Origin of the sequence: Pseudaestuariivita rosea (genome assembly GCF_017592335.1) — a bacterium.
GTDB classification, from domain to species: domain Bacteria; phylum Pseudomonadota; class Alphaproteobacteria; order Rhodobacterales; family Rhodobacteraceae; genus Parasulfitobacter; species Parasulfitobacter rosea.
The window spans coordinates 39,768-53,501 of sequence record NZ_JACNMP010000024.1 but is presented as its reverse complement, the minus strand read 5'-3'; the positions used below and the strand labels follow the sequence as shown (position 1 = coordinate 53,501).

Genomic DNA, 13,734 nt, shown 5'->3' with positions numbered 1-13,734 from the left:
ACTCGATCGACGGACTTTCTAGCTTGCCGCCTGCCTCGGCCAGAAGCGCGCGCAACTGCCAATGCCCCACCACATCGCGGGCGAAGCGGTTGATGTCATCAATGATCACCACGCAGGTCTGGGTCTGCTTTGCCAGAAACTCGCTTATAGCTCCCATCGAGAAACTCCCCACACATCCAAGGAGCCTCTGAATCGCAGATCAAACGTCATGCCGTAAGTGTGGGGACGGCGCACCGCTTACGTCGTAGTGAGCTGAAAAAGATCGTAGAATGAGGGCAAGTGGTGGACTTTCGCTGCGATAGAAGCCCTGTTGAACTGGCTTTGACAGTAGCCAACATTCGATTTTGGTGTTTTCGCCAAATTTTCTGAAGAGAATCCGTAGGCAAATGCCTTAATTACCTGACGATTTTAGAGCTAGATACTGGGAAACTATCTCCGTCAAATATTGTCGGCTAACCCCTCAACACAATCGAAAGGACATCCCATGACACAGCATGACACCACATTGCACCCAGTTTCAGAACCCCGCCCAGCGTAACAGGCACCACCCAAGCGCAACAGGGCGGGTTCAACGGACGGGCACGATCCTCCTTGCGATTGGACCCATCATGGCCGTAGATGTGTTCGATCCAGATCATGCGCCAAGCGATCAGCTCGGCAGCTCAACTGTTGCAAAGAATTGAGCTAATAAGAACATACGCAAGATGTGTGTGGTAGTACCACACCTCTTGAGAAGGGGGCTGCTGCGCTCCCCCGTTCTATCCCCCTCAGCGAATGACGACACACAGGCATTGAGCCTGTTCATCGTCATGCAAACATATCGTTGTTTGATCCCTCGTCGGGGAGATGTCTCTCTCCCCAACACCCCATAGATCAACCCTGCGCGGATTGAATGCCGCCAACGTCTCGGCGCTGGACCCGATCAAAGGGGCAGTGCGTGCCCCCTTGCAACCCACGCGCAGGAGTTGGAAGATTTTTGCGTCTTGCCACTCTCTCTTCTAGTCTGCGAGACTGTACATTTGATATTTGGCCGGGATGGCAATGCAATCATCTCGCTCAAGATAAAGCCAACCTGTTGCTACTAAATTAGAATAGAACCCTCTCAACTAACTATGAAGTATATTGAATTGTCAGAGGGTGACGAAACGCTCACAAGTTCCCATGATAATTGATTGCCAAAGCCTGAACGCGCAGCCAAAATCGTTTTTAGCTTCTATCCATATATCAAAATTACACTAAAGCTGGAGGTTTCAATTTAGTATGTCTTTTAGGTTAGTAAACTCAGAAGCAGATTTGCCTCACATTGTAGATTTAGCCAAAGAAGCACATGAAGAAAGCAGATTTGGCTATATTCCATTTAGCCCGGAAAAAGTGCGTAAAATCGCGCTTCGGGCATTAAAAGACCAGAAACGACACGCTGTAATAATTGCCGAAAAAAATGAGCGGGCGATTGGCTTTGCCTATTGTTCAGTTGGTGAGTACCATATCGGCTCGGATATACTTTTAACGACAATTCATAACATCAATGTTTCACATGATATAAGGTCCTCTCTATCAGGTGGTAGAATTGCGCTCGGCTTATTCCGAGGTGTGCAAATATGGTCACAAGCGAGAGGGGCGAAAGAAATTCTTTTCCACGTTACATCCGATGTAAATCTCGCTCAAGCACACAAACTCGCAAAACGTATAGGATATAAATTCGTAGGGGGTAGTTATGTTAAAACTATGTAGCCTGATTTCTAAACCTACTATCGGCCTGAAACCCGGTCGCCATTAGGCGGAAACATTGGATGTTTGCAGGATCACAAGGCGGCGCAAAGCCACGGTGATCGCCTTCGCCCTGATCGAAACGGCCAAGCTCAACGATGTCGACACGCAAGCCTGGCTCACATGGTGCCTCGGCCAGATCGCAGGCTACAAGATGACACACCTCGACGAACTCCTCCCCTGGCGTTACGCTGCATAAGCAGCGTAACAGCTCATGCCTGAGCTCAAAAGGTTAGGTTCAACGGACGAGTGCGATTTATCCGTAGGAATGAAACACAGGCATGCCTTCCATTTTTTCAATGGTCAAACCTTGGAAAGTGATCGTGTCTCCACCGTCATAGGTCAGCATCGCACCATCGGTCGTTTGCGACCAGCTTTTGGTGTGATCAGTGACATTATGCAATACCACAAGATCAATGCCGATTTGGAAATCAGTAATGGCGTCGTGTCCGTCGTCCGCTGCAAAGATAAAGTGGTCTGGGTCATCATGAATGCCACCGGAAATCGTATCATTGCCAGCGCCAGACCAGATTTCGTCGCCGCCACTTTCGCCGTAGATCACGTCGTCGCCGTCACCACCTTTCAGCGTATCATGCCAGCCGCCGCCACGGATCGTGTCATTGCCAGCGCCACCTTCGATGTAATCAAGGCCGTGATTTCCAAACAATTGGTCATTGCCTTCCTCACCATACAAAAAGTCATCGTCTCGACCACCACGTAAAACGTCGTTGCCTAAACCACCATAGATTAAGTCACCGCTATTGCCACCTTCTGCAAAGTCATCACCTTCACCAAGATAGATTTTGTCCCTGCCAGCGTAGCCATACACATCATCATTGCCGTCACCGCCTGTGATCGTATCGCCAAGTCCTGTGCCTTGCAGATTGTCGTCAAACTCTGACCCTATCACACCGCGAAAGTCTCTACCGATAATCACGTCGCCTTCGGCATGTCCGCCGCTAGCTTCACCCGTTTGTAGCTTAACAAAAACACCAGCGTCAGACTCGGAATAATCAAGTGTGTCCAGACCGCCGCCGCTTTCCATGGTGTCGGCACCAGCGCCGCCGCTGATTAAGTCATCACCTTCACCACCGTTAATACTATCGTCACCAGCAAAACCAAAGATTTTATCATTTCCAGCTAAGCCGCTTATTTCATTCGCAATATTTGACCCCTCAATATAGTCACCGAGGTTGCCGCCAATGATACCTTCTATATTAATCAAAGTATGCTTTGTTGCTAGGTAGCCATCTCTTACAACGCCGCCTTCTTGATTAAGGCTGATAGACAAGCCATGTTGAGCATCGCTGTAGTCGGCATGATCGAATCCGAAGCCACCATCAATTAGATCGGCTCCGATACCGCCTCGCATTGTATCATTACCATAGCCACCAAGAATAGTATCATCACCATTCTCGCCAAAAATCAGGTCATCTCCTTCGCCACCGTAAAGTTCATCGTTTCCTGAACCGCCGCGTAGGGTATCATTGCCTCCATGACCGTAAATTGAGTCATTGCCATTTCTTGCTTCCACAACATCAGCGGTTTCCAACCCAAGAAGCAGGTTCGCACCGTTATCGCCGTCAATCGTAGGTCCGAGTAACTCATTTAGGTGTGCGGTTAATCCGCTAGAAAAGGTAACATACTCAATCGGCGAAAATCGGAAGTTTTGAAGCGTGAGTGTACCGCTACCTGCGACGTTAACGAGCAAGTCGTCGCCCAAGAAATCGAAGGTCACTTCATCGATATCGATACCAGCACCAAAGAGGAGACGATCAGAACCACCGTAGAGTCCTCCTTCAATGATTGTATCGCTGCCATCACCGTACTCATAAACATAGCGGTCGTTACCTAATCCCCCATCTATAATATCATCGCCAGTTCCACCCGTTAGAGTATCATTCGCCAAACCACCGGTCAGAGTATCGTTGCCGTTTCCTCCAAAGAGAGTGTCATTCCCATCAGCGCCATCTATGATATCATCGCCCGTATGGCCAACCAACATATTGCCACCAGATGTCCCAGTGACTGAGATCGCTCCGAAAACCGTCGGTGTTAGCCGTGTACCATCGGCGAATTCGATCGTCTCAATACGTGAGGCTACCTCGTTTCGGATCGTTATAGTTGATCCATCCGAGAGAAGGATCCGTGCATCCATACCATCGCGCTCAAACGTCAAATCCTCTGGAGTGATCCCTTCACCAAAGACAATTCGGTCGGTTCCAGACGTTTCCTCCAAGATGTCACTTCCATCTCCGAGATTATAAACGAAGCTGTCGTCTCCTGTACCGCCGCGAAGCGTATCGTTTCCAGTACCGCCGATGAGAACATCATTTCCGCCACCGCCATTAATTTGGTCATTCTCAGCTTCACCGATAATATTATCGCGATAGTCGTAACCTGAGAGAGTTTCGGCGGCTTCAGTACCCTGTAAAACAGTCTGAGCGGCGATATCGGCGCGGGTCCAAACGATACCGTCGCTGAATTGAATAGCTTCGATACCTTGATATTCATCTGCGGAATGGTTTTGATCCAAAATCTCTATGATTTCGCCGGTGTCAACAATTGTGATGCGGATGCCATCAACCCCGTTTTCCCGCCAGATCCGAACATCTGTTGAGGCAACATCGGTCAGAACAAGTGTGTCGACCTCCGTCAACGAAGTCGCAACTTCATCAATGACATCATTACCATCTCCAGTCGTCCAGATGTAGGTATCGCCACCATCACCACCGCGCAGCGTATCGTTGCCTAGACCACCAACGAGAACGTCCTGGCCAAGCCCACCATTAAGCACATCATTACCCTCAAGACCGTAGAGATTGTCCCGATAGTCCCTCCCGTTGAGCGTGTTGTTAGTTGCATTTCCGCTGACGGTTGTGTGGTCAAGTATGTCTTTGAGTGTCCAAACACTACCATCTGCGAATTCAATCCGCTCGATCCCCTCACCCGACGTGACTGACTTGAAGCGATCATCAATCCGAAGAACTTCGCCGGTTTGGAGAATGGTTATAATGAGATCGTTATTGTCAGGGGTGCGCGTTAAAACGACACCATCCGCATTCACATCCGTAAGGCGCAAGGTATCAACTTCGGTTATGGATGCCGTGGCAGTGCTTCCGCTTCCGACACGGTCATAGATCTGATCGTTACCGTCACCCGTCGCCCAGATATATATGTCATTTCCAGCCGCGCCGTGAAGCGCGTCATCACCTGTACCGCCGGTCAAAGTATCATCGCCACCATGGGAGATAATTGTATCAGAACCGGCAAAACCAAACAGGTTTTCGCCATAGCCACCACCATGGAATGTGTTGTTACCATCATTCCCCACCCTCGTGGTATTTTTGAGAATATCTTCAAGCGACCAAACGGTTCCATCACCAAATATGATCTCTTCAATTCCGATACCGTTCGCTGTTGAGGAAAACTGATTTTCGATTTTTATAATTTCACCAGTGGTATTGATGTGCACTTCCAAATGATTAGAAGTGCTCTGGCGTAATGCAATATCTGAAGAAAGAATATCCGTTAAATGAAGAGTATCTGTAACAAGAAAAGACTGATCATCTTCAAAAACTATATCGTTGCCATGCCCACTCGACCAAACATACAGGTCGCTTCCAGTGCCACCTCTTAACCAATCAGCACCGACACCACCGACTAATACATCACTTCCAGCTTCGCCTAGAAGATATGGGTAATCTAGGATATAGGAAGCAACAGCTGTATTGTCTATTATATAATCTTGTCCATTAGTACCCATATATGCAATACCAAAATCAATATCTAATATGGTTACCTGCTCAGGTTCTTCTATAATATTCACATTAGGTAACGCATAGTTCTCATGCGTATTTCCAATAGAGGCCTTCTCTACACTCATCGCAAGAGAGGCAATAAGCTGGGATTTGCTGATATGACCTTGAGTGATGTGATCCTGCCAGATTGTAAGCTCTTCGCTTGTAGGCGCGCGCCCAAGGGCATTCATAAACGCCTGTTCGACAAATGCACCGCCAGACAAGCTCCTCAGGTTAAACATCGACACCCCCTGGATTTCTCCAGAGACGCCCATTAGGCGGTCAACAATGTCTTCAAGCGTATCAGTTCCTTCAAGCAAAAGGCTCGAGAGGTAACTCAATTCTTGTTCCGTGGCAGCACGATCATAGGCAACATCTACCAGTTTTTCGATCAAAGACCGGACATAGGCTTCATCCAGACTACGCTCAAAAGCGGCCGGATTCATAATAACGTCGAAGTTGTTCGTCGCCATATGTCCGTTACCAACCATCAGATGTTCAAGAGATTCGGAAAGCGTTTGCGCCATAGTTTCACGCGTTGCGTTCCCATCATTCAAATCCGTGAGATGGGTATTCAATTCTTTAATACTGGGTGCGCGCCCGAAGGTGTTCAGATAAAGCTGAGTAACATATTCTGCATTACTCTGCTCTCCATAACGCGTAGTGAACTCGGCGGATTCCATGAGTTCTGTGATCAGCGATGAAAAATCGAGTTGACCGTCCACGACATGATCAATCAAGACTTCGATTTCGTTGAAGTCGAGGTCCCGGTCCAAGACGGTATCATAGACACGGGCCGCCTGATCAAGAAGGCGTTCTTTTGCTGCAACATCAAGACGCGTGCTGCTCGTTACAGTTTCTGTCGCACCACCGTTTGTCAGTATGACTTCAGTTTTCGTCCAGGTGTCAACACCAAGCACATCAAAGCTGTGTTCCACTACGATGTGACCCACGCCCGAAATACCATTGTTCCATGTATAGCTGCCATTATCGACTGCCGAGCGCGTAAGTGTCTGTAGATTCCCCTCACGTAGGACAGTCGTTTCAAGCCCGTCTGCGGATATGGTTGTGACGAAGGTCGTTCCTGGCATCCCTCCCTCATTAAAGGACGTCACTGTTTCAACGACTTGGCCATCCGCACGCATGACTGTCTCGGTAATTTTGTCCTCTACGCCATTTCCGTCATAATCAAAGGCCCGAGTTGTGGTTCGTCCATCAATGCTAACGGTTTCAACGAAACTGGATCGCAACTCTCCATCTGCATAACGTGTTTCGTCTATGGTTTGACGGCTGCCATCCGCATTCAGGGAGGTCTGCCAGCTGTTTGTACCGTCGATCTCTCCATCACCGTTCATATCAAATATCGTTGAACCAGACAGACCATTGGCTGCATTTGTCTCTATCTCGGAATAAGCAAGCGTTCCATTGCCGAAGGTTTCGGTAAAGGTCCTAGTTGTGCTGCCATCGACTGCAAAGCTTGTATTGGTTGCCCGGGTGATATCAATGTTTCCATCCGCATCGAGATCGAATCTGGATGATTGAGTAAGACCGTTTGCGGAGACCTCCATCGTGATCTCACTCTGGGAGGCACCATCAGCTCCAAGCTCTGAATATGCTGCAGTGACAGCACCGTTGGCATCGATCTCTTCAACCATCTGATGGTCAACATCGCCATCGCCATCCCGATCAACCGACATTTGACGGCTGCGACCATCCGCGCTGACGCTCTCGCTTTCGGAATACACGAGGCGGTTCGTCGCATCGAACTCCCGTAAGAGTGAGTCTCGGGCGCCATCAGCATAAGTGGTCTGGCTACTGGTACGATCCGAGGTTTCATCCCCGTTATAATCAATATCCAAAAGGGTTGTGAGACCATCTCCACTTGTTGTGGCCACAATCCGAGTCATCAGATCGTCAGTTCCGGTTCGGCTTGTTTGTGTTTGGATAACATCCCCATTCGTGGCAAAGGAGGTCACATCTTCCGACTGGAAATCGAAGATCCCATCGCCATCAAGGTCGACACGTGCCGAAATCGTCATACCATCATCGCTTGTTGTATACTCCTCATAACCCCGTTGAATGTTGAGATAGTCCCGATGATCAATGGTCTGGGTGACACTGCCATCCGCATTTAGCACCCTGACATCAGTAATGATGCGCTCTTCTTCGCCGTCCCCGTTTCGATCAATATGACGAAAGCGCGTCAGGCCATCGCCGCTCACCGTAATAATATCCGTTGAGATCAATGCACCGCCGATCGAATACCACGAGGTTGCTGATCTGATCGAGCCATCATCATCAATCCGTGTTTGCGAGACCATATCATTTTGGCCATTGCCGTCGGAGTCCATAGTCTCTTCGGTAAATCGTTCATCGGCGCTGACCGTTGTTGTACCAGTTGCCAAGAGAGACCCATCGGCCGCAAAAGCCTGCTCCAAAAGAGTCTCGCTGCCATCTGCATGAAGCGTCCTTGCCGCACTCAGATTCAGATCGAAGATACCATCACCATTCCAATCGGACCGACTGGTAGTGTTCAAACCATCATCGCTGATCATCTGCTCGGTCGCCAAGAATATCGAACCATCCTGACTTTGGGATGTTGATAAGGTGTATGAGGAACCGTTAGTGTTTAACGTGACGTGCTCTGTCGTGATCGTCTCGAAGTCTCCATCGCCATCCCGATCATCACGGCGAACCCTTTCCAAGCCATCATCGCTGGTTTCCATGACGCTCTGTGAGTGCAAACTGCCATCGCTGGCAAGATTTTGGCTCGTGGTTGTGATCGTTCCATCATCTGCGATGATCTGCGACACCGTCTGGTCAATCGCCCCATCGCCATCCATGTCGGCGAGCGTGGTCGTCGAGCGGCCATTGTCGCTTTGCGTTACCGTTTGCCGCTCTCGTAACTGACCAGCTGCATCTTCAAGCTTTGTCGTTGTCGTCGTACTACCATCACTGTTGAGAACGGTGTCAGTCGTCGTGATCAAATCAAATGTGCCATCTGCGTCTTGATCGAGACGAGTGACCGTATTCAATCCATCGTCCGACACCAACGTTTCTGAGTGGCTGAGGAGCTTACCGTCCTCCGCACGCTGATCGACGGACTCCGTCGTGCTTCCATCAAGGTTCAGAACGCTCGTCACGGTGGTCGTGCGTTCAAAAGAACCATCCCCATCTGCATCCGTCTGCACTATTTTGACCAGACCATCATCGCTAACATCGTTAATGGAACGATCCCGTAAGGAGCCGTCGCTGTTGCGGGTCTCGGATAGAACTGTTCTGCTGCCGTCGCTGTTAAGTGTCGTCGTTTGGCTTGTTTCTGTCTCAAAGATGCCATTGCCATCTAGATCCGAGCGGTTGACGCGACTCAATCCATTTGCGCTGGTATCCGTCCCTTCTACAGACGCAATAGATCCATCAGCGTGAAAGCCCGTGACAACCGCGTTTACGGCCCCATCGGCGGCCTCTACGCGCCGAGTGATGGCATCAACAGCACCATCCCCATTCCGATCCACGCTTGTTTCGCGCGTTCTGCGGTCTTCACTTTCGGTTGTAACCTGCTCCGAGAGTAACGTGTCGTCGCCCGAATACGATGAGACGGTTTTTATCGTGCTGCCATCGGGGTTTCGAACCAACGTATCGACAGTTCGGGTATCTATATCACCATCACCATCGGCATCCGCAATCACCGTGGTCGTCAGACCATCAGCAGACCTGGTCTCGATACGTTCTTCCCGTAGCGAGCCATCTTGGTTGTATGTGGTGACGGTACGACTAGCAGATCCGTCTGTCGTCGTTACTGTCACATCGGATATTCGCGTGTCGACATCACCGTCTCCATCCGCATCCACTTCAATTTGTTGGCTTAACCCGTCTTCGCTTGCGACGGACCGCGTGTGGCTGGCAATGCTGCCGTCGGCATTACGTGTCCAATTCTCTGTAATCCGCTCCTGCGTTGCCCCGTCGACGGTGACTGCACGCATAAGATCGGTGTTCTGGAAAACCCCGTCCTGATTAAGGTCAAGCCAGTGCTCGGATGTGACACGGTCGGCGCCAAGGTTGACCTTAGCCATATCCCGGATGGATGCATCGCCATTGGTCGTCGTGGTCGTCGTCTCTCGTGCTCCATCTGCTGCAACAACCGTCTCCTCAACGATGGTCCGGTCAACAACGCCGTCGCCATTCAGATCGGACGCCGTCGTCGTATGCAACGTGTCTTCCGATTGATCCGTTGTGACGCTATTGCGCAGCGAACCGTCGCCATTGCGTACAGTCTGAACCGAGGTGCTTGATCCGTCTGCATGCAGAGTGAAGGCCATATCGTCGGACATGTCGACATCACCATCACCATCAATGTCCAAATCTTGACGACGCGACTGGCTGTCTGCGGCAATTGTTTCCTCAGTCGAAGTCCGTTCTGTACCGTCGGCGTTTGTGATACGTGTCGTCTCAATGCGGCTACCATCGGGGTTGATCGTAATGGTATGTGTCGTGGTCGTGTCGGCCACGCCGTCGCCGTTTTCATCGAGCGCAGTCACACGCGTTAATCCGTCCGCCGAGACTGTCTCACTTTCACTACGGATCACCGTGCCATCCTGGCCAAGATCGGAGATCGTATTTGTATGGCTGCCATCGGAATGCTCAATTCGGACTTCTTCCTGATCGATCCAGCCGCCGCCAGTACTGTCCCGCTGGATGGTCACCTGGCTGCCATCGACAGTGCGGGTGGTTACCGTGCTATTGACCAAAACAGCGGTCGCAAGATCTGCACCAGTCCAATTGGTTACTGTTTCCACGCTCGTACCATCTGGTTGGTTGATGGTTACGATCTCCTGCAGCCGGTCAATTGCGCCGTCTCCAGTATCGTCATAGGCATGATGGACAAGTGCGCCATCAGGGCTGAAAACCGATGACATGGTATAGGCGATAGACCCGTCCTCATGGAAGGCCGTTGTCTCCAGGGTCCGGTTGCCATTGGCGTCCTGCCCCTCGACCTGTTGGACGCGGCGTCCTTCAGGATCGATAGCAAGCGTCATATCCGCGACGGTTCCTGTGCTGCCATCGGCGAAGGTGAATTCCGCCTCACCTGTGATCGTCGAGCCATCGGACAGCTCAATATGTGTAGCATCTCCAGTCAGATTGATTGACGTGATCCCAAGATCAGTCAGCGTTTGAGCCGTCGTCGAACCATCTGCATTCGTGACCATTACCTTGAAATCGGCAAAAGCGTCATCGTGCACATCCAAAACACCGTCACCATTGCTGTCGAAGACAGACCGGATGGCTTCCAGATCGCTCGTCGCTGTCGGATCCCATTCTGTAAATATATATTGTCGTTGCTCGACGATCTCGCCCAGATTATCTGGATCGTAGAATAAAACTCCGTCACCTTCTCCAGCCCAAGCCGTACGATTTAAAAAACCGTCGCCGGTTGCATCAACATAAATACTGGACTCCGAAAGCTTAGTAAGCTTGACACCATTACCATCAAGATCAAGCAAAATAGGATCATCGCTAATAATGCCATCAAACCTTCCATCGTCGTCTCTACCTGAGCGGCTAGAACCAGACCTATCGTTATCTCTATCATCCCTGCTGTCTCTAAAAGATCTCCCCGTTTCTCTATCACGGATGCTAAAGCCCCTGCCATTCGGACTAACCGTATAACCCTCAGGAGGGGACCAGCCATCAAGCCCCCCGAGCGTGCTGTCGACAAAACGATCATGCGCTCGTGTGCCAAAGTTTGATGGGTTGGTTGGATCAGCATATAGCTCATTCATTTCAGCACGGAAGTCAGCTGAAGAGGAACGGATATTGTCTATAAACGTGCCGTCTCGAATCTGCTGAACTGTGTTTCCAATACCGCTCCAGGCCGTTTGAAACGCTTCGCCGATGCCTGTGACAATCGCTGTTCCGAACTCCTGTAAACCAACTGCAAGAGTGCCAATAGCATGGAGCGGCGATGTAATGACATCGCCAAATTGATCCCAGAAGCCCCCTTTGTTCCCGAAAATGGCATCATCGATGGCATTTGCCAATTCACCAATTATACCAGATTGGTTATGAACGCGAATGCCACCAGCAACATAGGTGTGCAAGTCCTCAACTTCAAAGTTGTAAGTGACCCAGGCTTCAGCAGGTTCTGACTTTAGTGCGGTATTCCCAACCTGTGCTGCTACCTCAGCACGTTCAAACAAATCTGCAGTTTCTGCGCTGTAGACAATTCTTTCGGCTGTAACTTCTGTCAACTCGCCCGAGGCAAGAACGACAGTCGCATGACCATCGCGAAGCATATTCTCAACCGTTGGGAAGTCACCAAACTGATCCAGAAAATGGTGACCGGGGGTTGAGATCAACTCTTTCTGTTCACCGTTTTCTGTCCAGCTAAGCTTAAGCCATTCCGTTGTGACATTATGATAAAGCCGCACAATCTTGCGTGGCACCAAACCACTGCGCCCAAGGTCAACTGCAGGATCAAAGGCAAGAACTGTATCACCAGGTTTAAGGGAAGAAATCTGGGAAACTTCCCCTTCATTTGTCAGAATCGGAGTATAAGCTGGAAAACATCTAGGTTGTTGAAAGTTAGATTTAGGAAGAGCAGGATTTAACGCTTGAGCAGCATCATATAGAAGTTGTAGCTGATAATTCCGTGCATATTCCTCAAGCTCAGCCATGCTTGCTTCAATTTCTTCAGCTAAGACCTCAACGAAATCATCAACAAACAAATCTACAGTTGGCCCGACAATACCAAGATCTCTTAGTTCTTGTAAAGCATCATTGAACAAATCATCTAATTGTTCCTCTACCCTATTACGATCAAGAGTAACTGATTGCCTTCCCACAGTTACGGTAAATACATCTCCGGTTATTTCGATTGTCGCACCAAGGTTAACCGCATCAGGTATCTCAAAATCTGTTTCAATAATGTCTTGAATTGTGACACTCGCAGATAAAGAAGCAGCTTCGCTGTGAACGTTACCTTGCCGATCAACGTAACCCCTGCCAGTTACTTCAAAAATTCCCACTCTATCTGAAGTTGTTGATATTAACTCAGATTCCCCACCCATTATCGACGCGTTTCTCAGAGTAACTTCATGGTTTACTCCACCAAACCCAACAGGAACGGTTATATCAGTTCCACTCCAACTCCATGCCCCTGTAATAAATTCATTCCTAGTCGTAGTATTGTGTCCAGCCACTATATCAGCCCTTTATTTTAGTCTAATTCTTTCACGACCCTGAAGCCGTAGAAATTTGTTGCATATGTTTCGTCACGGCCTATGCGCCTTGCCACCCGTGCAGCATCCATATCGAAAATGTAATTCCCGCCGCGCATTACTCTTTCGCAACTGTCTCGAACGCTTTTTTCAAGCCATTCACTGGTCGTTGACCAACCTTGATACCGTCGTGTGTAGCAAGACAGCGTCATCTCACCGATGTTTCCTGACATGTGTCGCAATCCCCATGGGTTTGCAGCATCCAGTTCATCAACCAGCACCGGATAACCACGGGTGCGCAGATCAGGACGGTTTTCCTGCAATTCATATTCAGTGGCTTCGCCATTGAAATTTGCCTGATCAGATGTGATCTCATCGCCTTGCGCAAACCGCGTTGTCGTGCCTGCGCGTGCTGCATATTCCCATTCTGCTTCAGTGGGCAGGCGATAGGCATCAGTGTCCAGCTTTTGGTTCAGCCAATCGGTATAAGCTTTTGCATCCAAAACTGAGACATACATGACCGGATATCTGCCACTTAGTGGCAGTCTTCTGCGATTTTGAAGAGCTTTGGCGATATTCTCTTCAGAAGCGAACCGGCTTAAAGTTGGATCATTCAATGATCGCAAGACTTCTTCGATCTTACCAGCCCCAAGCGTATATTGCTGAGGGACAACACCCCCACATCCGCCATCATCAACGCAAGCCATCCATTCGTCATAGGTGACTTCGTTGCGGCCCATCGCGATAGGAATGTCGACTTTGACCTTGTGCTGAGGACCTTCCCCAGGTGTGTTTCTAATACGCTCTTCCGGCTCTACGGGAACAAGTTTCCCACCTCTCCAACCGACCTTTGACCGTAATTCATCCTCATACGCCCCCATGATAAAGTCGCCCATGGGCAGTTCGATCATCTCGGGGCAGACATCGCAGTCGCGGAAGGCGTCCAATGA

General features: G+C 49.7%; 4 protein-coding genes. 2 read left to right on the top strand and 2 right to left on the bottom strand.

Annotated features, from left to right (window positions below):
• Positions 1–1,260: 1,260 nt before the first annotated feature.
• On the top strand, positions 1,261–1,731 hold the full coding sequence (locus H7848_RS14700) for a GNAT family N-acetyltransferase (protein ID WP_208352883.1): 471 nt from the start codon (positions 1,261–1,263) through the stop codon (positions 1,729–1,731).
• Positions 1,732–1,786: 55 nt separating this feature from the next.
• Positions 1,787–1,966 carry a transposase domain-containing protein gene (locus tag H7848_RS14695; protein ID WP_237072768.1) on the top strand — a complete coding sequence of 60 codons (180 nt, stop codon included), beginning with the start codon at positions 1,787–1,789 and terminating at the stop codon, positions 1,964–1,966.
• A gap of 57 nt (positions 1,967–2,023) precedes the next feature.
• Here the strand turns inward: H7848_RS14695 and H7848_RS14690 are convergent, their stop codons facing one another.
• Positions 2,024–12,592 carry a calcium-binding protein gene (locus H7848_RS14690; protein ID WP_208352882.1) on the bottom strand — a complete coding sequence of 3,523 codons (10,569 nt, stop codon included), beginning with the start codon at positions 12,590–12,592 and terminating at the stop codon, positions 2,024–2,026.
• Between the two features lie 191 nt (positions 12,593–12,783).
• Positions 12,784–13,695, bottom strand: coding sequence for a formylglycine-generating enzyme family protein (locus H7848_RS14685; RefSeq protein ID WP_272874414.1), 912 nt, complete (start codon positions 13,693–13,695; stop codon positions 12,784–12,786).
• Between the last annotated feature and the right edge of the window lie 39 nt (positions 13,696–13,734).

Bases quoted from the DNA above. Each gene is read 5' to 3' on its own strand.
- H7848_RS14700 (WP_208352883.1), top strand. From the start codon at position 1,261: ATGTCTTTTAGGTTAGTAAACTCAGAAGCAGATTTGCCTCACATTGTA.
- H7848_RS14685 (WP_272874414.1), bottom strand. From the start codon at position 13,695: ATGATCGAACTGCCCATGGGCGACTTTATCATGGGGGCGTATGAGGAT.